Annotated in this window: 14 protein-coding genes; 7 read left to right on the forward strand and 7 right to left on the reverse strand. The window is 61.1% G+C overall.

Going from position 1 to position 23,029, the window contains the following annotated elements:
- Window positions 1-561: an alpha/beta hydrolase gene (locus C1N62_RS19230; protein ID WP_137765345.1), complete on the forward strand. Its 561-nt coding sequence runs from the start codon at window positions 1-3 to the stop codon at window positions 559-561.
- On the opposite strand, the gene C1N62_RS19235 is transcribed toward C1N62_RS19230, so the two are convergent.
- Together C1N62_RS19235 and C1N62_RS19240 are read right to left on the reverse strand one after the other, a co-directional pair.
- Window positions 558-1,883 (reverse strand): D-serine ammonia-lyase, encoded by a 1,326-nt coding sequence (locus tag C1N62_RS19235; protein WP_137765346.1) that lies wholly within the window; start codon window positions 1,881-1,883, stop codon window positions 558-560. The two genes, C1N62_RS19230 and C1N62_RS19235, sit on opposite strands and share 4 nt — an antisense overlap.
- Before the next feature lie 132 nt (window positions 1,884-2,015).
- Complete coding sequence (locus C1N62_RS19240) at window positions 2,016-2,936, reverse strand: LysR family transcriptional regulator (RefSeq protein WP_137765347.1); 921 nt, start codon at window positions 2,934-2,936, stop codon at window positions 2,016-2,018.
- A gap of 145 nt (window positions 2,937-3,081) precedes the next feature.
- On the opposite strand from C1N62_RS19240, the gene C1N62_RS19245 reads away from it, so the two are divergent.
- Genes C1N62_RS19245 through C1N62_RS19260 form a run of 4 tightly spaced genes read left to right on the forward strand, consistent with a single transcriptional unit; the run spans window position 3,082 to window position 7,405 of the window.
- Entirely contained in the window at window positions 3,082-4,293 is a 1,212-nt protein-coding gene (locus tag C1N62_RS19245; RefSeq protein WP_137765348.1) for an MFS transporter, read from the forward strand.
- A gap of 9 nt (window positions 4,294-4,302) precedes the next feature.
- Window positions 4,303-5,802 (forward strand): amidase, encoded by a 1,500-nt coding sequence (locus tag C1N62_RS19250; RefSeq protein WP_137765349.1) that lies wholly within the window; start codon window positions 4,303-4,305, stop codon window positions 5,800-5,802.
- 10 nt (window positions 5,803-5,812) lie between these two features.
- Entirely contained in the window at window positions 5,813-6,151 is a 339-nt protein-coding gene (locus C1N62_RS19255; protein ID WP_137765350.1) for a RidA family protein, read from the forward strand.
- Window positions 6,152-6,160: 9 nt separating this feature from the next.
- Window positions 6,161-7,405 carry an FAD-binding oxidoreductase gene (locus C1N62_RS19260; RefSeq protein WP_137765351.1) on the forward strand — a complete coding sequence of 415 codons (1,245 nt, stop codon included), beginning with the start codon at window positions 6,161-6,163 and terminating at the stop codon, window positions 7,403-7,405.
- Here the strand turns inward: C1N62_RS19260 and C1N62_RS19265 are convergent.
- On the reverse strand, window positions 7,402-7,791 hold the full coding sequence (locus tag C1N62_RS19265) for a hypothetical protein (protein ID WP_137765352.1): 390 nt from the start codon (window positions 7,789-7,791) through the stop codon (window positions 7,402-7,404). The genes C1N62_RS19260 and C1N62_RS19265 overlap by 4 nt on opposite strands.
- 190 nt (window positions 7,792-7,981) lie before the next feature.
- Here C1N62_RS19265 and C1N62_RS19270 point away from each other — a divergent pair, with 190 nt between their 5' ends.
- A complete protein-coding gene (locus C1N62_RS19270; protein ID WP_137765353.1) occupies window positions 7,982-8,716 on the forward strand; it encodes a response regulator transcription factor in 735 nt (244 codons plus the stop codon).
- 32 nt (window positions 8,717-8,748) lie between these two features.
- Window positions 8,749-10,095: an ATP-binding protein gene (locus C1N62_RS19275; RefSeq protein WP_137765662.1), complete on the forward strand. Its 1,347-nt coding sequence runs from the start codon at window positions 8,749-8,751 to the stop codon at window positions 10,093-10,095.
- Here the strand turns inward: C1N62_RS19275 and C1N62_RS19280 are convergent.
- From C1N62_RS19280 to C1N62_RS19295, 4 genes are all read right to left on the reverse strand, one after another.
- Window positions 10,085-12,025 (reverse strand): TonB-dependent receptor domain-containing protein, encoded by a 1,941-nt coding sequence (locus C1N62_RS19280; RefSeq protein WP_137765354.1) that lies wholly within the window; start codon window positions 12,023-12,025, stop codon window positions 10,085-10,087. The two genes, C1N62_RS19275 and C1N62_RS19280, sit on opposite strands and share 11 nt — an antisense overlap.
- Window positions 12,026-12,310: 285 nt before the next feature.
- Window positions 12,311-12,751, reverse strand: a complete 441-nt coding sequence (locus C1N62_RS19285; protein WP_240775831.1) for a Shiga toxin A subunit — start codon at window positions 12,749-12,751, stop codon at window positions 12,311-12,313.
- 211 nt (window positions 12,752-12,962) lie between these two features.
- On the reverse strand, window positions 12,963-17,543 hold the full coding sequence (locus C1N62_RS19290) for an autotransporter outer membrane beta-barrel domain-containing protein (RefSeq protein WP_137765355.1): 4,581 nt from the start codon (window positions 17,541-17,543) through the stop codon (window positions 12,963-12,965).
- 648 nt (window positions 17,544-18,191) lie between these two features.
- The gene (locus C1N62_RS19295) at window positions 18,192-22,937 is read right to left on the reverse strand and encodes an autotransporter outer membrane beta-barrel domain-containing protein (RefSeq protein ID WP_137765356.1); all 4,746 of its coding nucleotides are present in this window, start codon (window positions 22,935-22,937) and stop codon (window positions 18,192-18,194) included.
- Between the last annotated feature and the right edge of the window lie 92 nt (window positions 22,938-23,029).

Genomic DNA, 23,029 nt, shown 5'->3' on the forward strand with positions numbered 1-23,029 from the left:
ATGGCAAGGCTATTTATCGTGCATGGGTACACCGCAGGCCCGGAGAGCCACTGGTTTGGCTGGTTGAAACAGCAGGCGGAGGCGTTGGGGATGCAGGTCTGCGTACCCGCGATGCCAGACACGCAGGCGCCGCAGGAGCAGGCCTGGCTAAGCGCGCTGGCAGAGTGCGTGGGACAGGTGGATGCGGATACCTGGTTTGTCGGCCACAGTCTGGGGTGCGTGACGGTGCTGCGCTACCTCAACGACCAGCCTGCCGGGCAGGATGCGGCAGGGGTGCTGATGGTGTCCGGGTTCAGTGAGCCGCTGGCGACGCTGCCAAAACTGGATGCCTTCACCGAACGCCCGCTGGATTGCGCCCGGCTCATTGCAAAGGTGCCGCACCGGGCGGTGGTGCTGTCGTTGGATGATGAGATTGTCCCACCGGCGGCCTCGTTGCGTTTGAGCCAGCGGCTCGAGGCACCGCTCTATGGCCTGCCAGCGGGAGGGCACTTCCTCGATCGTCAGGGCTTCCGTGAACTGCCGCTGCTGGCGACCCTGTTGCGTGAGTGGCAGGCCGCTTAGGCCGGGCGCGCGCGCTGTGCCAGATACGCACGCATCTCGGCCTCCGGCACCATGCCGCCACCGGTGGCCCAGACCAGATGGGTGGCATTCGCCATCTGGTCGGCCCCCAGTTGGTGCTGTTGCTGGTACTCTCCGGCGGCGCAGATGCGCTGCGGGCCAGCCATCCCGGCCAGTGCGGAGGGTTCGAGCTGGATATTTTCGCTGTCGCTCAACAGCCGCAACAGGTCATACATCGTCTGATCACTGAGGGTGTAGCAGCCATCCGTCAGCCCTATCATCGCCCGGCCAACAAAGCCGGAGGCGCGGCCCACCGCCAGCCCATCGGCGGCGGTTTTGTTGTCGATGCCAATCTCCTGCACCGAAAGGGCATCATGCAGGCCGGTGCTCATCCCCAGCAACATGCAGGGCGAGTGGGTCGGTTCGGCAAAGAAGCAGTGCACATGGTCGCCAAACGCCAGCTTCAACCCGAAGGCCACGCCCCCCGGCCCGCCGCCCACGCCGCACGGCAGGTAAACAAACAGCGGGTGGTCGGCATCCACGCGCACCCCCAGCCCTGCAAACTGCTGGCGCAGGCGTAGCCCCGCCACCGCATAGCCGAGGAACAGCGTGCGCGAGTTTTCATCATCAATAAAGAAGCAGCGCGGATCGCCCTCCGCCGCCTGACGGCCATGCGCCACGGCCACGCCATAATCCTGCGCGTACTCCTTCACCTCCACGCCGTGGGCGCGCAGTTTGTCCTTCTTCCACTGGCGGGCATCGGCGGACATATGCACCGTGACGTGGAAGCCCAGCCGCGCGCCCATGATGCCGATGGACAGCCCCAGATTGCCGGTGGAGCCGACCGCAATGCGGTACTGGCCGAAGAAATCCCGGAACGCTGGCGACAGCAGGCAGGCGTAGTCATCATTCAGGTTCAGCAAGCCCGCCTCAAGCGCCAGCTTTTCAGCATGAACCAGCACCTCGTAGAGGCCACCGCGCGCCTTGATGGAGCCGGAGACCGGCAGGTGGCTATCCTTCTTCAGCCAGAGCGCGCCGCCAAGCGGTGCCTGACGGCTGAGCGCCCGCTGCATCGTTGGGATCGGCACCACCGGCGACTCAATGATGCCACCGGCCGGGGCAGTCTCCGGGAAGGCCAGCGCCAGACAGGGGGCAAAGCGTTGTAGGCGCGCTGCCGCCTCCTCCACCTCGTGGCGCGTCAGGCCGACGTGCGGCAACCCCTCCTTGGCGGGGAGCGTGTCGGGATTAAACCAATTAACCTCATTTAAAAGGATCAGTTCCCTGACCAGCGGTGTCTGTTTAATTAAGGCGTCAATGTCCGGCATAATAGTATTCCATGAGAAAAGTAAACGGCAGCATATTTCCAGCGGGCAGGAAGATCTCCGATATAACAGATTCTTTCCGACGGGGAAATAAAAAAGCGCGTGGCTGACTCCGCCATAAGTAAAAAGTATGGCTCACGCGCTATTTTCCTCTGCCTTGAGCGCCTCAATCAAAAATTGCATAAAAGTGGAAGCGGCGCGGGGCAGTGTCCGGCCCGCCAACGTATTCACCTCAATATTCAGGGTATCGAGATCGTAACCGGCCAGCGGCACGGAGACTAATTGGTGATCTGCCAGATAGTGGGAGACCATCAGCGGCGTGGAGATCACGATGCCGCCGCCAAGCTGGGCAAAGCGCAAGATGGCGGCCACGGAGGTGGCATTGATCACCGGCTCAATCGTCAGCCCCTGGCGGCTGCAACAGGCGTCAAACAGGTTGCGCATCAGCACCGGGCGCGAGGGCATACCAACCGGGTAGCCAGAGAGCTGGGACAGCAGGATTTTTTGCTTCTTCGCCAGCGGGTGATCCGGCGGCATGATGGCAATCAGCGGCGCTTTCTGCCGGTACGCCACATGCATATTGTTCTCCGGGCTTTGGCTAAAGGTCAGCCCGATGTCGCTCTCCCCCTCGCTCAGCCGTCGGCTCACCTCGCGCGCATTGCCAATCTCCAGATGGAAACGGATGCCGGGGTAGAGGCGGCGAAAGGCGACAATCGTCTGCGGCAGCAGATCCACTACGAAGCCAGCGGTGCTGGCGATATGCACGTCGCCGCGCCGCAGCCCCTGCAACTCGGTGATCTCCTGGCTGACGCGCTCGGTCTCCAGCTGGTTGCGGAACGCCCAGGCGGCCAGCAACTCGCCAGCGGCGCTGGGGATCATGCCATGCTTGCGCCGCTCAAACAGCGTGACGTTCAGCTTGCCCTCCAGCCCGGCAATCTGTCGGCTGATGGCGGAACCCGCCACGTTGAGCCGCAGCGCCGCGTCGCTGATAGAGCCGCAACGCACCACCTCCAGAAAATACCGTACCGCCGTATCCTGCAAATATCGCGCGCTCACTCAACCTCCAGGTTTGCCATTTCGGCAAGGAAAAGGTGAAAAAGTTGAAATAGCAGTATCCCTTCTTGCTGGGTAGTATGCAATTGAACCCGCCGAAATAGCGCGTCGCCGCAGTCACCTTTTACTCTTATGATAAGGAAACGATATGGGCACATCTGCGTTTTATAAACATTGGGTCGTCCTGTTGTTATATATCGCCTGGTGCATCGCGTTTATTGACCGGGTGGTATTAAGCCTAAGCGCCACACATATTGCCGCTGATTTGAATTTGTCCGCCGGTGAAATAGGCATGGTGCTCAGCATGTTCTATTTTGGTTTCTGGCTAATGCAATTACCGGGCGGCTGGCTGGCCGATCGCTTTGGCGCAAAAATCATTGTGCTGGTGGCGGTCGGCTTCTGGTCGCTGTTCACCCTGTTCACCGGGCTGGCATGGTCACTGGCCTCGCTGCTGGCGATTCGCCTGCTGTTCGGGCTGGGTGAGGGGGCATTTCCCTCCGCGGCAATCAAAAATGCCGCTGAAAACTACCCGGACAACAAAAAGCCCGCCATCACCTCGCTGCTGGTCTCCTCCAACTATGTCGGCAGCATGATTGCGCCGCTAATGATCGCGCCGCTGCTGCTGGCCTTCGACTGGCGGCACACCTTTATGATCATCGGCGTGCTGGGACTGGTCTTCATGCTGGTGTATGGCCTGACGGTGCGCAACAGCCAGGCCGCGGGCGGCGTGCGCCAGCGCATCAGTAAGCAGGATCTGCGTGAGGTGATCCGCCATCCGGTGCTGTGGAAGCTGGCGGTGGCGTGGTTTGGCATCAGCCTGATCAACAAGGGCCTCGACTCCTGGATGCCAATCTACCTGATGACCGAGCGCCACCTGGACATCAAAACCGTCGGCATTTTGCTGCCGATCCCCTATGTGATGGCGGCGGTCGCCACCGCCATCGGCGGCTGGCTGATGGTCAACTACTTCGACGGGCGCGAGAAGCGGCTGCTGTTCGGCAGCTCCCTGTTGACCGCCATCTCCCTGATCTTTATGTACACCGCCGACAGCCTGACCTCGGTGATTGTGGCGCAGGCCTTCACCTACTTCTTCAAATCCTTTGTCTTCGCCGTGGCCGTGGCGCTGCCGACCAAGCTGCTGCATGGCCGCATGGTGGGCTGTGGGATTGGGCTGATCAACACCGGCGGCCAGGCGGCGGGCTTTGTCGCACCGCTGGTGATTGGCCTCATGGTGCAGTACATCAGCTTCCCCTCCGCTTTCCTGTTCCTGATGGCGGCGGCGAGTTGCTCGGCACTGGTGAGCCTGACCATCCATACCAAACAGCCTGCGCTGGAACTGAAAACCGATTACGTCAAGTAAGGAGACCCCATGACTGAACTGTGTGATTTGAGCGCGACGGAAGCGCGCCGGCTGATTGGCCGCAAGGCCATCTCCCCCCGCGAACTGACCGAAAGCTGCATCCGCCGTATTGAACAGGTGAACCCGGCGGTCAACGCGATGGTGGCCTGTGACTTCGACACCGCCCGGCAGGTGGCACGCGAGCAAGAGAAGGCCGTCAGCCGTGGCGAGGCGCTTGGGCCGCTGCATGGCCTGCCGCTTGGCGTGAAGGACATGATTGACGCTGCCGGTTTGCCCACCACCTTTGGCAGCCTGTCAAAGCGGGATAACGTCCCGCAGCAGGATGAGCGGCTGGTGGCGGTGCTTCGCGCCGCGGGGGCCAATGTGCTTGGCAAGACCAACGTGCCAGAGTGGGGCGCGGGCGGCAATTCGCGCAACGCGGTCTACGGCACCACCGGCAACCCGTTTGACAACACCCGCTCCGCCGCTGGCTCTTCAGGCGGATCGGCCGCCGCGCTGGCCTGTGGCATGGTGCCGCTGGCAACCGGCTCAGATACCGGCGGCTCGCTGCGCAACCCGGCGGCCTTCAATGGTGTGGTGGGTTTCCGCCCGACCGCTGGCCTGATCCCGGCGGAGAAGCGCGGCTGCGCCTGGCTGCAAATCTCCACCCTCGGGCCGATGGCGCGCAGCGTGGAGGACGCGGCGCTGATGTTCAGCGTGATGATGGGCGAGGACGCGCGCGATCCGCTCTCCCACGTGGTGCCGGGGCGGCAGATGCGCCAGCCAGAGGAGTTCTTCCCGCTGGGGCCGTGCGATCTGGCCGGGTTGCGCATCGCCGCCACCCCGGACTTTGGCTTCGCGCCGACCGAGCTGGGCGTGGCGGAGACCTTCCAGCAGCAGCTGGGCCGCTTCCGCCACCTGTTTGGCGCGGTGGAGCAGGCGACCCCAGACTGCCGGGGCGCGAATGAGTCCTTTGAGGCGCTGCGCTCACTGATGTTCCTGACCGGCACCCGCGAGCTGTACCAGCAACAGCCGGGGCAGGTGGGCGAGAACGTGCGGCTGAACGTGGAGGAGGGGCTGCGCTACTCGGCGACTGACATCGCGCGCGGGCTGGATCTCCAGACCCAGATCCATCGCCGCTGGGCCGCCTTCTTCCAGGAGTATGACTTTATCCTTTCGCCCTCGGTCACCATCTCGCCCCGCCCGTGGACGGAGCTGTACCCGAAAGAGATCAACGGGCAGGCGACGCGCACCTACTACCACTGGCTGGCGCTGGCCTACGTCACCTCGCTGGCGGGCGTGCCCTCGGTCTCCCTGCCGGTGGGGCTGGACAGCCAGGGGTTGCCGTTCGGCCTGCAAATCATTGGCCGCCGTGGCAGTGACGCCCAGTTGCTGCGCATGGCCCACGCGCTCGAGCAGGCACTGGCTGGCAACCCACTGACCGCGCGCCCGACGCCAAACCTTCTACAGTTGCAAAAGGCACGGCCCATCGCCACGATGGATAACTTCTACCTTCCCGTTGGACAGTAAGGATCGCAGCATGACACTACCGTTTTCAAAGACGCGCCAGATTGGCGATCAGTTGTGGCTCTCCGGTGAGCTGGGCATGGAGGAGGATGGCAGCTTTGCGCCGGAGATTGCCCGCCAGACCGACCGGATGATGGAGAAGATCAGCGCCACGCTGGAGGGGGCGGGCTACGGGCTAAGCGATGTCTTCGCCTGTACCGTCTATCTGACGGACAGCGCCGATTTCGCCGCCTTCAACCAAGCCTATGCCCGCTGGTTCAGCGCGCCGCTGCCGGTGCGCGCCACGGTACAGGCCGGGCTGATGCTGCCCGGTGCGAAGGTAGAGATCAGCGTGGTGGCGGCCAAAGGGTAAGGAGGGCGTATGGAGGCAGATGTTCTGGTACTGGGCGCGGGCATGGTGGGCATCAGTTGTGCGCTCCACCTTCAGGCACGCGGTCGGCAGGTGGTGGTGCTCGACCGGCGCGGGCCGGGCGAGGAGACCTCATTCGGCAACGCGGGCATTGTGCAGCGCGAGGCGATCAAGCCCTACCGCTTCCCGCGTGCGGCCAGCCGAATCCTCTCGGTGCTTGGCAACCGGCGCAGCGACGTGCGCTACCATGCGCGCGCCCTGTTGCCGCTGGCCGCGCCGCTGTGGCGCTACTATCACCACTCCGCCACCCCGCGCTGGCAGCGCATCAGCCGCGACTACGCCTCCCTGATCGCCATGAGCGTGGACACCCACCAGCAGCTGATGGATGAGGCGCAGGCGCACGCCCTGCTCGGGCCGCGCGGCTGGCTGATGCTGCTACGCAGCGAGGCCGGGCGTGATGAGGCCTTCGCCGAGGCCGATCTGGCGCAGGAGTGGGGCGTGCAGCACCGCAAGCTGGACACCGCGGCACTGGCGGCGCTGGAGCCAGCGTTGCAGGAGAAGATGGCGGGCGCGGTCTGGTGGCAGGATCCGCTCACCGTCCGTGACCCCGGCGCGCTGGTGCAAGCCTACGCCGCGCTCTTTACCCAGCGGGGCGGCACGCTCACGCTGGGCGATGCCACCACCCTGACGCGCAACAATGGGCGCTGGCAGGTGGTGGACTCGCAACAGCGCGTGATCCGCGCGCGTGAGGTGGTGGTGGCGCTCGGCCCCTGGAGCACCCAACTTACCCAAGGCTACGGCTACCGGCCACCGCTGTTTGTGAAGCGCGGCTACCACCAGCACTATCGGCCGCTGGACGGGAAAACGCTGAACCACTGGATCATGGATGAGGAGCGCGGCTATCTGGTCGCCCCGATGGCACGCGGGCTGCGCATCACCACCGGCGCGGAGCTGGCCGGGCTGGATGCGCCCGCCACGCCGCGCCAGTTGCAGATGGTGGAGCGCTTTGCCCGCGATCTGGTGCCGATGGGCGAGGCGGTGCAGGAGACGGCCTGGAAGGGCGCGCGCCCCTGTATGCCGGACATGAAACCGGTGATCGGTGCCGCGCCCGGCGTGGAGGGGATGTGGTGCGCCTTCGGCCACGGCCATCAGGGTTTTACCCTCGGCCCGGCCACTGGCCTGCTGCTCGCCCAACTGATGACCGGCGAAAAGCCCGCCACCGACACCTCGCCCTTCCGCGCGGATCGGGCCTTCTAGCGGCCCGGCTCCTCCAGTATCGACTGCTCATACTGGCCCCTATTGCAGTCCAGCATCACCATATAGTGACCGGTGCTGGCGCTGCCGGTCACCGTCAAGTCGCCTGACCAGAGGTGTTGGCTGGCATCGAAGTGCGGGGTAAGGGTAAAGGCCAGCCGATCCCAGCCGAGGGCATCCTGATCATCCCCGGCGGCAGAGCGCAACCAAGCGCGGATCAGCCGCCCTTTCACCTCCTCCACCGGGTAGTGCTGGCACGCCCGCTGGTAGGCCGCATCCGCTGGGGCCACCCGCGAGTAGAGCAACAAACCGGCCGCCACGGCCACCGCCAACACGCCGCCCAGCAACAACGCCAGCAGGTAGGGGAACAGCTTGCTAAATTTACGCATGGGGGCGGTACGCCTCCCCGGCGTCTGATGGTTGATACATCCCTGATCTCTCCCTCTCCTGAATGCCCATGCACTTCATGGGCTTAGCCTCATTAATAGCAAAGATGAAATTCATTCTCAAGTGAGATAGATTCTCTTTAAGAATGAAACCGGCCCGACCCCGCGCCATGCCTTAAAGGAAGCTGTACCCATGACCGACAGGGCCACGCCTTATCGTATTCTGGTGGTGGATGACCACCGTAAAATCCGTGAACCGCTGGCAGTCTACCTGCGCCGCCATGACTTTGATGTGTTTACCGCCGAGAGCGCCGAGGCGATGTGGCTGATGCTGCGCCAGAAAGCTTTCGATCTGGTGGTGCTGGACGTGATGCTGCCGGATGGCGACGGCATGGTGCTCTGCCAGCAGATCCAGCGCCGCAGCAAAACGCCGGTGATCCTGCTGACGGCGCGTGATACCCCCTCTGACCGCATTATGGGGCTGGATCTGGGCGCGGATGACTATGTGGTCAAGCCCTTCGAGCCGCGTGAGCTGGTGGCGCGCATCCACAGCGTGCTGCGCCGTAGCCAGCCAGCCCCGCCGCCGCCCGCTGCGCCTGAGACGGCGCGTGGCTACGCCTTCTCCGATCTTTGTTACCAGCCTGCCAGCCGCACCCTGAGCCACGCCAGCGGCGAGCAGGTGCGCCTGAGCACTATGGAAGGGCGCTTGCTGTGCGCCTTTTTGCAGCACCCCCATGCGGTATTGAGCCGCGAACAGCTGATTGACCAGTGCGTCTCACCGGGCAATGAGGTATTTGACCGGGCGATTGACCGACAGGTGAGCCGGCTGCGTACCCGGCTGATGCAGATGCTGCCAGAACCGCCGCTGCTAATGACGGTCTGGGGCGAGGGCTACCGGCTGGCGGCCGACGTGCGGGAGCTGGCGTGAGGCGTGGTTGGCGCGCCCTCTGGCCGCGGCGGATGGTCAGTCAACTGTTGTGGCTGCTGGCGCTCTCGCTGCTGCTGGCGAACCTGATGGCGATTGTCGGCATCCAGTATGCTGGTTCGCTGGTGCACCCGATGTCCCGCTCGCTGGCGCTGGAGCGGCTGGCGATCGCCTTTCAGGCGACACAGCATCTCCAGCCGCCGGACGCCGCGCCACTGCTGGCATCGATGCGTGACGGTGGCGCGCGCTTCTGGGTGGACAGCCAGCCGGAGGTGCCGCGCTTCCCGATGCGGCGCGAGGAGCGGCGATTGGCGGCGGAGCTGGCCGAACGGCTGGGGTTGCCGACCGTCAGCGGCGTAACCATGCAACTGGAGCGTGCCGACGGCGGCCGGGCGCGCGGCGTGCTGTTCAGCCCCGCCCGCTGGCAGCCGCTGCGGCTGCGTACCAGCCTGCTGCTGGCGGATGGGCGCAGCCTGAATGGCGTGCAGCCGATGATTCAGGCTTACGAGTGGTGGCGTCTGCTCTCCTACTCCCTGCCGGTGGCGAGCGTGCCGCTGCTGCTGATCAGCCTGTTCTTCCTGTTGCGGGTGGTACGGCCGGTGCGCACGCTGGCGCGCGCCACCGACCAGATCAGCCGGGGCGAGTGGATGGCCCCGCTGCCGCTGGCTGGCCCACAGGAGGCGCGCGAGCTGACGCAGGCGTTCAACCTGATGCAGGAGCGGCTGGCGCGCCACATCGAGGGGCGCACCCAGATGCTGGCGGCGATGAGCCACGATCTCAACACGCCGCTGACCGGGCTGCGCCTCCAGCTTGAACTGCTGGAGCCGGGGCCGGAGCGGGATGACATGCTGGAGAGCCTGAACGATCTGCGGCTGATGGTCAGCGAGACGCTCAACTTTATCCGTGGGGAGGCGAGCCAGGAGCAGTCACAGCGCTGTGACATTGGCGCGCTGCTGGGCGATCTGGCGCGGCGCTACCAGTTGCAGGGCAAGGCGGTGGCGTGGCCGGGCGGGGAGGGGGTAGCGATCGCCTGTCGGCCGGTGGCGTTGCGGCGCGCGCTGGGCAACCTGATCGACAATGCGCTGGCCTATGGCGGCGATGCCACGCTCAGCCTACGCCGGGTTACGGAGGGGGTATGTATTGAGATTCTGGATCACGGCCCCGGCATCGCGCCAGAGAACCTGACGCGGGTGCTGGAGCCGTTTGTCCGGCTGCATGATGCCCCGCCACCCACACAGCCGGAGGCTGGCGGCGGCTTGGGGCTGGGGCTGGCCATCGCCCGCGCCTGCATCCATGCCCACGGCGGCGAGCTGACGCTGCAAAACCGTCCGTCCGCCGGGCTGTGCGCGGTGATCCTGCTGCCGCGCGGGATCAGAAGTTGATGCTGACGCCGCCCCAGAAGGTGCGGCCATAGTTGACGGTGCCGTAAGTCTCGTCATCCAGACGCTTGTCGCCAACGTTGTAGATCGCGCCATTCAGCGTCACGCTGCGGGTTAGCTGGTGGGAGACGCCAACATCAGCGGTGGTGTAGCCCGGTGCTGGCTCGCTGCTGACGGTGTTGCCATACTCCTTGCCGTAGTAGGTGGCGGCGGCCCAGAACTGGGTGTCTGCCGTCATCTCCCACTCGGTGCGCAGCGTCGCTTTGTGCTTCGGTGTCAGCGCCAGCGGCGCGCCGGCGTTGCTGCCGCTCTTCTGCTCAGAGTCGGTGAAGGTGTAGTTCCCCTTCAGCGACCAGTTCGGCACAATCTGCCAGCTTCCGGTCAGTTCCACCCCTTTGATGATCGCCTTGTCGATGTTGACGCGATCCATCACGATGTAGCCGTTCCAGCGCTCGCTGGTGGTGACGGTGGAGAGCTTGTCCTTGAAGTCGTTGTAGAACAGCGTGGCGCTGGCCGAGAGGTCATCACGGTTTGACCACATCGCCGATAGCTCGTAGTTGGTGCTGGTTTCCGGCTTCAGGTCTGGGTTGCCCAGCATCACGTAGGTGTTGCGGCGCAGCACGGCGTAGCCATCAATCACCGCGCGGATCTCTGGTGCCTTGAAGCCACGCGCCACCCCGCCTTTCACCGTCCAGTCATCGGTCACATACCAGACGCCGTACAGGCGCGGGCTATAGTGGTTGCCGTACTGCTCGTGGTTGTCCAGACGCAGGCCGCCGGTCAGGGCGAACGCCTCCGCCATGCGCCACTCATCCTCAAGGAACAGCGCCTTCTGAACCACCTTGTACTTGTGATCCTGACGGGTGCCGTCGCCTTGGTTCCAGTCTTTAAGCTGGTTCTCCTGCCACTGCACGCCGGTGGTGGTGGTGTGGTAAGTGGTGGGAATGACCAGCTTGGCGTCCAGCACGCTGTTCTTGATGGTCGGCTTGCGCCCCAGCACGTCGGTCTGGGTCGGGCTGGCCAGCCCCTCGCGGCTGGTCTTCTCCTGCGAGAAGGAGAGCGTCGAGGTGGCCCATGACCAGCGCCCCTCGTGGGAGAGCGACCAGTGGTCACGATCATTCTTCTGCTCGCGAGTGGCCCAGTTGGCGCTGACGCCATCGCCATTCTTCAGCCGGGTCTGGCCGCCCTCCAGCAGGAACTCCTGATTCTCGGTTGGCGTGAAGGCCAGCCGGGCGGTCAGGTCTTTGTGGTGCGCCTTGGTGAAGCCATTGGTCTCCTGCACATTGTCATCCGCCTGACGATCCAGATAGCGGCCCCAGAGTTGCAGCGCCAGCACGTCTGGCACCAGCGGGCCATTGAGGTAGAGCTGGGTGTTGCTGGCGTTGCCCTGGCTGCGGTGCTGGCGGGCGGAGTAGTCATAGGAGAGGGTACCGCCCCACTTTTGGCTGTTTTTGCGCGTGATGATGTTGATCACCCCGCCAATGGCGTCCGAACCGTAGAGCGAGGACATCGGGCCACGAATTACCTCGATGCGCTCAATCGCTGCCGCAGGCGGAATGAAACTCTGCTCATAACCGGCATTGCCGTTCACCCGCGAGTCGCGGCCACCCTGACGCTTGCCATCCACCAGCAGCAGCGTGTAGTCCGCTGGCATCCCACGGATGGAGATGTCCGTTTCGTTGGCGCTACCATTGACCACGACCCCCTCCACCTCACGCAGGGCATCGCCGAGGTTCTGCACCGAGCGCTTGCGCAGCGCCTCACCGGGGATCACGGTAATTGAGGCGGGCGCATCTTCCAGCCGCTGCTCAAAGCCAGCGGCGGTCACCACCATGGTGTCTTCGGCGGTGTCCGCAGCAAAGGTGGCGCCGGGTACAAACAGGGCGAGGGTAATCAGTTCCGCCAGTGCGCGGCGTGTGAAGGTAACAGTCATGGTGCGTCTCTTTCCCAGAGGTGAAAATAAAAACGCGAATCATACGCATCCGCAATTCTGAAAATTGGACAAAGTGAGACAAAACCGGCAAACGGGAGGTGAAAGGGCGCACAGAGGGTGAAAAGGTGGGCAGGCACCGCCCTACACACGGGATTCTAAGATGATCAATGTAACGGGTGTGCAGCTACGTGAATTTATCGAGAGTAATGACTAAACACCCATTGAATAGAAATATAAAATATGGGCAATTTTTAAATGAAGATATTATTCACAGGCATCTCCCATTCAAAACTCGCGCGCCAACGTCAGGTAGCCATTGAATCGCACTGAACATTCATTGGCGTTAATCAATCCAGATGCAATAAACACATCCTTTTGCCCACGCTGATTATAATAGGTATATTTTGCCGTCACATTCTTTACGCCATCATCAAGGTAGGAAGATAAATATTGTGCTTCTGACAATGCCAACCCATCATGACGCGCCGCGTCTGCCGCATGATCGTTTGCAGCGGTTTGTGAAGCAAAAACAGCGGAGACCGGCGAAATATCCAAAACACTCACCTCTGTTTTCTTTTTTTCTATTGAAGAGGGATCAATATTCAGCTTTTCTGTGAAATTCTGGAATAACGCTATTTCTATTGATGCATTAACCCTGGCGCACTCCTCTTCACCGGCATAGGCCAGAAAAGGAAAGAGGGCCACAACATGAATTATTTTTTTCACAATAAATTTTCATCCTTTTAAGCGTTCCCTGAAACCGCGCCATTATAAAGTAAGGGGGTGCTATCTAAATGCGCTGTTGATAACAAAACGCCCCGACCATCAAGGCCGAGGGCGGTTAAAATGTTGAAAACTCGCTATCCGGTGAATCGCCATACCGCTCTGGTTAAGAGAACGGCATGGCGGCCTTGGCCGGATTTCTGATCAGGGGCGATCAGAAGTGGTAGAGGTAGTTCAGCATCATGCCCTGATCGCGCAGCATGTCCTCCTGCCAGTGGTAGGCCTCCGCGCTCAGCGTTGCCTGTTTGCCTTGGTACTTCACGCCGACCTGCGCCAGTCCGTTAACACCGCCGCCTTTCTGGCCGTCCTCCACGTGGAAGCGCTGACCGGCCGCGCCCTGCAACGAGGCGGTGCGTTCACCCTGCTGGTAACTCAGGTTCGGGCCGCCCTCCAGCGTGGCGGTGGCGGCCCAGCCATTGTCACCGGCGTAGGTCAGTTTCAGGCCAGCTACCGCGTCTACCGCCGTCTCTTCAACGCCTGACATGCGCAGGTTAAAGTCACCGGCCCCGCGTTCGTTGTAGCCCTCTTCAGTAGTGTGGCGCAGCTTCATGCCCGCGAACGGCGTCAGCGTCAGCCCTTTCTGTGGGGTGTAGCTTTTCGCCATCTCGCTGCGGAACTCCAGGTACTGCTGGTTGTTGTCGCTGTCCGCTACGCGATTGACGTCGCCATACTGCACCTGCCGGTTGCTGTCGAGGTTGTGGATGTCATAGCGCAACGCATTGTTCCAGCGCAGCTCGTTCTCTGTCAGCGGCAGACTGTGCTGCACACCAAAGAACTGGCTGTAGCCGCCGGTCAGGCCGTTGTCGCCAGCACGTCCAGTGCCGCTGCCGTCCAGCCGAGCGATGCCATACTGCACCTCCAGCGTCTGGTTTTTATCCAGCGTAAATTGCTGGCGCAACGCCATCATGTCATAGCGGGTGTCGTTGCCCAGTTCGCTACGCGGGTCACCTTTCGCTACCACGTTGAACGCCAGACCGTTGCCCATCGCTGGTGCGGTGTCGGCCAGCATCTCGAAGCGGTTACCCAGCACGCGCGCATCACGCGCCACGCTTTTTGCCTGACTGCCGGAGATTTGGCGCAGCGCGCTATTGAGTTCAGCGGTATTGGCGACGTTCAGGCTGGTGAACAGGTCATTGTTGGTGTAGGCCGCATCCAGCGCGCCCGCCACGCTCTTATCACTGGCGAGGCTGGCGTAGGCATTTTTGGTCAGGGTGACGTCGATGTTGCCGCTGTCGTCCTTCTGGCCTTCGGCGCGCCACACCACGCTGGTGGAGGTGATGTTCTGCTCGCCGCTAAGGTTCTCACCGACGAACACATCGTTGAAAGTTTGGGTGGTCGCGGCGCTGCCCTGCGTGAAACCGGTATCGATCGCCACGTCGCCCAGCGCCAGATTGCTGGCGGTCAGCGCCCCGGCGGTGCCGTCAGCACGGGTGCCGATGGTGTACTGGTTCAGGGTGCTGGCGACGGTCGGATCGGTGGGCAGGGTATACGTCGCGTAGTGCACCTCGCTCTTGTCCTCGCTGTTGCCGTTCACGCCCACTACCGTGACGTCGCTCTCTTTTATCAGTCCGCTGCCATTGCCAACCAGATTCACGCTGCCATTGTTGACGAGCCGACCATTGGCCCCCAACCGGCTAAAGGCGTGGGAGTTGACGGCATAGACATTGATGATGCCGTTATTCTCCAACACCGCCTCGGAGGCGGCGATGGAATCCAGTTGCATCGCCACCATGCCGCTGTTGGTGGTGCCGGGCGTACCGAGGTTGATGGTGCCATTGTTCACCAACTGGTTGTTTTTGCTGCCCTTCATCGCCACGGTGTTGCTGCCGCTGGCGTTTATCACGCCGTCATTGATCGCTATGGCATTCAGGTGGCGCATATACACGCCAACGCTTCTGTTGGCGGTATAATTAAGCTGGCCGGTGGCGCCGCTGTAGCCGTTGATCCCGTCACCCTGATTCCAGAAGGTCGAAGGCTGGGCATGGTCAAAGGCCGAGCCGACCAGCACGCCGCTGCCGGTCGTCTGGCTAATGGAGCCGTTGTTGATGATGCTGTTGCCGCCATTCCTGCCGAGCCGCAGCACTACCCGGCTGCCCTGCGTGCCGTCACTGATCAGGGTGCCGCTGTTTTTGAACACCGAGTTACCCTCAATCGTCATGTTGTGGGTTTTACCCATCATCACCGTGCCGTCAGTGGCATTATTTAACACGCTGCTGTTGCGCAGCCAGAAGTCCTGCGTGAGGTCGGCATTCCAGCTGCCGTGGTTGGTGAGGGTACTTCGGTCGGTCAGCGCCCCGTTCTGTATGGTGCCGCCAGCATAATTGATCAGGGTTGCGTCTGTGGCGACGGGCTGGCCGGTGCCGTTGATCATGCCACTGTTATTGACGGTGGCACCGCTTCTGGCGGAAAGGGTGGCAACGGTGCCAGCATTGTTGAGAACGCCCTGATATTCCAGCATCAGCGGCGCGGTGATGCTGGCCCCGCTCTCATTGTTCAGGATGCCCGACACATCCAGTTGGCTGCCCTCAATGGTGCCGGTATTGCTAACGGTCGAGCCGGTGTAGACCAGCGCCTCCTTCGCCAGCGAGGTAGTGCCGCTTAACACCGAGCCGTCAGGCAGTTCGAGCAGGGCAAGGCTTTCACTGTTGTCGGCGCTGGGCGGTACCCCGGTACCGACATTGATCTGGCCGCGGTTGACGATGCGGTTGTCCACATTGCCGTCGCTGTAGAACGCCTGCCCGTTCACGGCGTTGATATTGATTACGCCGGTGGTGTCGTTGATGGCGATGCTGCCGTTGTAGGCCGCCATGCCCGCCAGCGGCTGGTTTGGCTGGGCATTTTCATTGGTCTCAAGATTAATCGTGCCCTGATTAATCACCCGATTGTTGGGGCGCAAGGCCACCATGCCAGCCCCGGCGTTATAGACCGTGATCACGCCGCCTGGATGGTTGGTGGCAACGGCATTGCCATTGAGTGCCGGCCCCCCAAAATTGTCTGAGCCAGCAAACATACCCACGGCAAAGTCTTTGGGTGAATTGGAGGGGATATTGACCGGTATCTGTGTGGTATCGGCCGCATCTTTCCACAGCGCATCGGTGGTGATGGTGCCAAAGTTATCTATGGTGCTGTTATAAACCGCGTTTATCGCGACACCTCGGCCATACAGATTTAGCGTACCGTCTGCCATATTAGTGGCGGAGGAACCATTAGAAGCCGTCATCAACTGGATACCCATCACCGTATTATTTGACCACTCAAAATAACTGATACTAAATTTTTGGCTGAAGTTAACCAGGCTGTCCTGATTCATGACGCGGCCTGCCAGACTCCCCTCATTCACTGCACTGGCCCTGTTTTCGGCGAGCAGGGCGATGGTGTTAATGGCCTGACCCGCCGCCATGCTGGTACGCCGGATTTCCATGCTGCCCTGATTATGTAGCAGAGTATTTTCATCATAGCCGTAGGCCAGCGGCATATTCTCTACCTGAACCGTCCCGTGATTGAGCAGGCGACTACCGGACCCAAGGCTGGCCAGGCTACTGTTTGTAGTAAAATAGGCATTAATGCTGCTGATACCAGCGGTATTCAGGCTGGCCCCTTCAGCAATCTCGAGTTGCCCGCCGTTGGAGAGGCCGAAGCCAATAAACCCGACCGGGAAGAGGCCATCAGCACTGCTCTCTCCCTGTAGGGAGAGGGTAGAGGCGCCATCAATGGCGATCGCCACGGCTGGCCCAGACCCGGTACGTTGCTCGGCAACGCTATCGCCGGCCGCCGTATCGGCAATTTGATCCACTTCCCCGGTGAGCTGGAGGCCCTGACGCAACTCCACGCGATTGCCATCGCCGCTGAGGGTCACCCCATTGATGCTCTCCTGCGAGCCATCATTAAGGGCATACCGATGGGGAGCCACTTCCGTGTCCGTCACCACCTGAAGATGGCCGTCCAGCACCACCCGATTATTGGTGCCAGTCACCCCGATACCGGTGGAGGCGACATAAAAGGTCTCGGCGGCGAGCGGTGAGCTTTGGTCTTTATCCACCCGCATATTGCCGTTGAGGGTTATCTGGTTGGCCTCGCCTGCCACCTTCACGCCGGTCGCCTGTTGGCCGGTGACGTTGATCTCCGGGGAGAGCAGGTTGACGGTATTACTTTGGCCGCTGACGCTAATGCCGGTGGCAAAGTTGCCCACCGCCATTGCGCCGCGTTGGTTCAGGGTGTTGCTGTCGCCGGTAACGGCAATACCGGTGCCGCCGTCGTTGAGGGTGGCGTTGCCCTCGGTGTTCAGGGTGTTGCCATTGCCCGCCACCTGCACAGCGGTAGAGCCGCTGCCGTCAGCCACGATGGGGCCAAGGGTATTGAGGATGTTCTCGTCACCGCTGACACTCAGGCCGGTGCCGCCAGCCTCCCCGCCGGTGATGGCATGGCTGTTGATGGTGTAGCCATCGAGCGAGAGTGGTGTACCGATATCACCGTCGCCAATGCCGATGCTGTTTTCGGTGATATCGATGATTTTGTCATCGCCGCCGTCATCGCCGCCGTCATCGCCGCCGTCATCGCCACCGTCATCGCCGCCATCGTCGCCGCCGTCATCCCCACCATCATCGCCCCCGTCGTCACCGCCATCATCGCCACCACGGGTGCGGTTACCGTGGTCATCATCATCCGCAGCGATCAAGCCAATAGCCAGCACAAGCGCGGCGCCGCCGGCCGCGATCCAGATCCCATTTCGTTGCATAAAAGAGTCCTGCGTCAGGCAGGATTTCGGCAGGGCATCACGCTGCGCTTTGGACAGCAAATTAATATTGACCGGGCACGATGGCGAAGGCGTGTTATCGCTGGAAGGGAGAGCGGCAAACCCATTATTGCTGAGTGCCAAGGCAATACAGAGAGAGAGGAGTTTTTGTTGTTGCATGATTAATCCTCAACACAATGAGCGATCGTTTTATCCAATGGCAGTGACAATATTGGATAGCCTTACCCGAGCCATCTAAATAATGGGGGCGACAAGGTGTGCGTAAAAAACATTGAGATGCATGGAGTGATGAGTATAGCACTGGGTAACTGCACGGGCATAAAGTGGGAAAGGGAAATGTTATTTAAATGACTGGCTTCGCATTAATAATGGGTAGGGTGGTGGTCGGTTTTTATCGGTATAAAATAAATATCATTATATATCGTGGAAATAGCGCGTCTGTGTTAATTCATCATTACTGATTTTATTCATTGCGGGATTTGCTGGCAGAAAAGATTATGGGTTAATTTCTCATAATAATATTGTGGGTGGAAAGTATGCTATCAAAAAATCACCTTGTCGCGCCGGACAGGATGTATTCAGGCATACGCGTGGATAATAACAGGCCCGGCGGGAGCCGGGCCTTGATCCTTAGAACTTCAGTGTGTAGTTGACCATCAGCCCGGTGTCGCGCAGGCCATCCTCCTGCCAGTGGTAGGCATCGGCGCTCAGTGCCGCCTGTTTGCTTTGGTACTTCACGCCGACCTGCGCCAGCCCGTTAACGCCGCCGCCTTTCTGGCCGTCTTCCACGCGGAAGCGCTGACCGGCCGCGCCCTGCAATGACGCAGTGCGTTCACCCTGGCTGTAGCTCAGGTTCGGGCCGCCCTCCAGTGTGGCGGTGGCCGCCCAGCCATTGTCCCCGGCGTAGGTCAGTTTCAGACCAGCCACCGCGTCCACGGCCGTCTCTTCCACGCCTGACATGCGCAGGTTAAAGTCACCGGCCCCGCGTTCGTTGTAGCCCTCTTCAGTAGTGTGGCGCAGCTTCATGCCCGCGAACGGCGTCAGCGTCAGCCCTTTCTGTGGGGTGTAGCTCTTCGCCATCTCGCTGCGGAACTCCAGGTACTGTTGGTTGTTGTCGCTGTCCGCCACGCGGTTAACATCGCCGTACTGCACCTGCCGGTTGCTGTCGAGGTTATGGATGTCATAGCGCAGGGCGTTGTTCCAGCTCAGGCCACTTTCTGCCAGCGGCAGCGAGTGCTGCACGCCGAAGAACTGGCTGTAGCCGCCGGTCACGCCGTTGTCACCGGCGGTACTGACATCGCCGTCGCCATCCAGCCGTGCGATACCGTACTCCAGCGAAAGCGTCTGATTGTTGCCCAATGCAAACTGCTGACGCAGTGCCATCATGTCATAGCGGGTGTCGTTGCCCAGCTCGCTACGCTGGTCACCCTTCGCCACCACGTTGAACGCCAGCCCGTTGCCCATAGTTGGTGCGGTGTCGGCCAGCATCTCGAAGCGGTTGCCGAGTACGCGCGCATCGCGTGCCACGCTTTTCGCCTGACTGCCGGAGATTTGGCGCAGCGCACTGTTGAGTTCAGCGGTGCTCTTCAGGTTGAGGCTGGTGAACAGGTCGTTGTTGGTGTAGGCCGCATCCAGCGCCCCGGCGATGCTGGACACGCTCTCGTCACTCACCACGTCCGCGTAGGCGTTTTTGGTCATGGTGACGTCCACGTTGCCGCTGTCGTCTTTCTGGCCTTCGGCACTCCACACCACGCTGGTCGAGGTGATGTTCTGCTCACCGCTGATGTTGTCGCCGACAAACACATCCTCAAAGGTCTGAGTCGTCGCCGCGCTGCCCTGCGTGAAGCCGGTATCAATCGACACGTCGCCCAGCGCCACGTTGCTGGCGGTCAACGTCCCGGCGGTGCCATCGGCGTTGGTGCCGATGGTGTACTGGTTCAGCGTGCTGGCGGCCGTCGGGTCAGTCGGCAGGGTGTAATGGGCGTAGTGCACCTCGCTCTTGTCGTCAGTGTTGCCATTGACGCCAGCAATCTGCACGTCGCTCTCTTTTACCAGTCCACTGCCCGTACCCTCCAGATTGACCGTGCCGTTGTTAACGATACGGCCATTGTCCCCCAGCTGGCTGAAGGCGTAGGAGTCGGCGGCGTAGATGTTGATGGTGCCGTTGTTCTCCAGCACCGCGTTCGCGGTGGCGTTGGCATCCAGTTGCATCGCCACCATGCCGCTGTCAGTGGTGCCCTCGGTGCCGAGGTTGATGGTGCCGTTGTTCACCAGTTGCGCGTTGCTGCTGCCCTTCATCGCCACCGTGTTGCTGCCGCTGACGTTCATCACGCCATCGTTGATCGCCACGGTGTTGGTGTGCGTCATGGAGACGGCGGTGGCGTTGGTGGCGTTATAGTTCACCACGCCGGTGGCCCCGCTGTAGCCGTTCAGGCCGTCGCCCTGATTCCAGAAGGTTGAGGTCTCAGACTGGTTAGTCGCCGATCCTACCAGCACGCTGCTGCCGGTCTGGTTGATGGTGCCATTGTTGATGATGCTGTTGCCGCCAGAGCTGCCGATCCGCAACACCGTCTGGCTGGTTTTCGTGTCAGTGCTGTTCACGGTGCCGCTGTTTTTAAACACCGAGCCAGTTTCAACCGTCAGGTTGCGCTGGTTAGATAATGTGATGGTGCCGTCCACGGCATTGTTCATGACGCTCTTGTTGCGCAGCCAGAAGTCTTTGTTATTACTTGCATTCCAGTTGCCGTGGTTGGTCAGGGTGCTGCGGTCGGTCACGGCGCCGTTCTGGATGGTGCCGCCGGCATTGTTGATAATGGTTCCGTCGGCGACCGAGGGCTGGGTGCCGTCAATCACGCCGCTGTTATTGACGGTACCGCCGCTTTTGACAATCAAAGTGCCGTCAATCAGGCCGCTGTTATTGACAGTGCCGCTGCTCGTGACGGAGAGATCGACCACGGTGCCGGCATTATTGACGGTGCCCTGATTTTCAACGGTTATCGGTGCACTGATCGTGGCCCCGCTCTCATTGTTCAGCGTGCCCCACACCTTCAGCTGGCTGCCCTCGACGGTGCCAGTGTTGCTGACGGTGGCGTCGGTGTTGACCAGCATGTTTTGTGTCCACGTAGTGGTACCGCTCAGCACGGTGCCATCAGCTAACTCCAGCGAGGCCAGCGTGCTGCTGTTGTCGGCGCTGTCCGGCACGCCGGTACCGACGTTGATCTGCCCGCGATTGATGATGGTGTTGCCAGCATTGCCATCGCTGTAGAACGCCTGACCGTTTTCAGCATTGATATTGATCACGCCAGTAGTGTCGTTGATGGCGGTGCCACCGTTGTAGACCGCCATGCCCACCAGCGGCTGGCCCGGCTGGGCATTTTCATTGCTCTCCAGGTTAATCGTGCCCTGATTGATAACCTGATTGGTGCTGCCATAAGCCACCATGCCAGCCCCGGCGTTATACACCGTGATCGTCCCGTCCTGATGGTTGGTGGCAATAGCATTACTATTAGTTGTGGCGACATCATAACTGTCTGTGCCGACAAACATGCCGACGGCAAAGTCTTTGGCTGAGGCGGACGGGATATTGGCTACCACCTGCGTGGTGTCGGCCGCATCTTTCCACAACGCATCGGTGGTGATGGTGCCAAAGTTGTCGGCGGTACTGTTATCAATCGCACTCATTGCGACGCTGCGGCCATACACCTCCAGCGTGCCTTCGGCCGTATTGGTGACAGAGGAGTCATGAACAGCCGTCATTAACTGGATACCCACCACGGTATTATTCGACCAGCTCCTATCGGTAATTTCATTGCCTTGCTTGGTGTTAACCAAGCTGTCCTGATTCATGATGTGGCTGGTGAGTGTCCCCTCATTGATGGCAGAGACGCTGTCATACGCGTACAACGCACGGGAAAAGAGTGCCTGGCCGGCTAGCAGGCTGGTACGTTGGAGGTCGATACTGCCCTGGTTGAGTAGCAGCGTATTCTCGCCCGTACCCTGCACCAGCGTCATATCAGCGGCCTGGATGGTGCCCTTATTTATAAAGGAGGCCCCTGAGGTAAGGGTGACCAGACTGGCATACCATGAAAAGTGGTCTGCGCCATTGTAATTATTGTAAGCAGTGATACCCGATGTATTTAAGGATGCGCCCTCAGCGATCTCCAGTTGGCCACCATTCGAGAGCGCAAAGACATTGACGCCGACCGGGAAGTCGCCGTCAATGGTGCTCTCTCCTTGCAGGGAGAGGGTGGAGGCGCCATCAACGGTGATGGCCGCAGCTGGCCCCAATCCCTTGCGTTGTTCGGCAATGGCATCACCGGCCGCCGTATCCGCGATCTGATCCGTTTCCCCGGTGAGCTGGAGGCCCTGCTGCAACTCCACGCGGTTACCGTCACCGCTGATGGTCACGCCGGAAATAGTCTCCTGTGAGCCATTCTCTTCATAATATATTGAGGGTGCGACTTCCGTATCCACCACCACCTGCAGGTGGCCGTCCAGCACCACCGTATTGTCGGTGCCAGTGACGGCAATGCCGGTGGTGGCATCATAGAAGTTATCGGCCGCCAGCGGGGAGGACTGATCTTTATCCACCCGCATATCGCCGGTCAGGGTGATCTGGTTGGACTCGCCCGTGACCTTCACGCCGGTGGCCTGCTGGCCGGTGACGGCGATATTATCAGCGCTCAGGTTGACGGTGTTGTTCTGCCCACTGACGCTGATGCCGGTGGCAAAGTCGCCCACTGCCATATCGCCGCGCTGGTTCAGGGTATTGCTGTCACCGGCGACGAAAAAGCCGGTGCCGCCGTTGCTGAGCGTGGCGTCACCGTCGGTGTTCAACGTATTGCCGTTGCCTACCACCTGCACGCCAGTGGAGCCGCTGCCATCTACCACGACAGGGCCAAGGGTATTGAGGGTGTTGTCATTTCCGCTGAGGCTCAGACCGATGCCGCCAGCCTCAGCGCCGATGGTGGCGTTACTGTTGATGGTGTAACCCTCTACCGTCAGTTGCTTACCCATGTCCCCAACGCCAACGCCGATGCTGTCTTCATTAATATCGATGATCTTGCCTACGTCATCGCCATCGTCATCGCCATCACCGCTGCTGGTGGCGGTATGGCCGCTGTCGTCATCGGCCACGATAAAGCCCACCGCCAGCGCGGCGGCCACCGCGCCACCGGCGATCCACGCCCACTCCTCCTGCGAGAGCGCGGTCGGGGTCAAACAGGCGTCGGGCAGGGCATCACGCTGCTCTTGAGTGAGCTGGTTGATATTGGTCGGGCATTTCAGAGGGGTTTTATCTTCGGGGGTATCAGCGGCAAAACTATTATTGCTGAGTGCAAGGGCAATACAGAGTGAGAGAAGTTTTTTACGTTGCATGATTCACCTTCAAGAGTATTTGACGAGTCATTTCCCTGGCTTGGGAAAGCCAGTGTGTAATTCCATTTCGAAAGCACGTAAAAGCAAAAGTT

Origin of the sequence: Nissabacter sp. SGAir0207 (assembly GCF_005491205.1) — a bacterium.
GTDB lineage: Bacteria > Pseudomonadota > Gammaproteobacteria > Enterobacterales > Enterobacteriaceae > Chimaeribacter.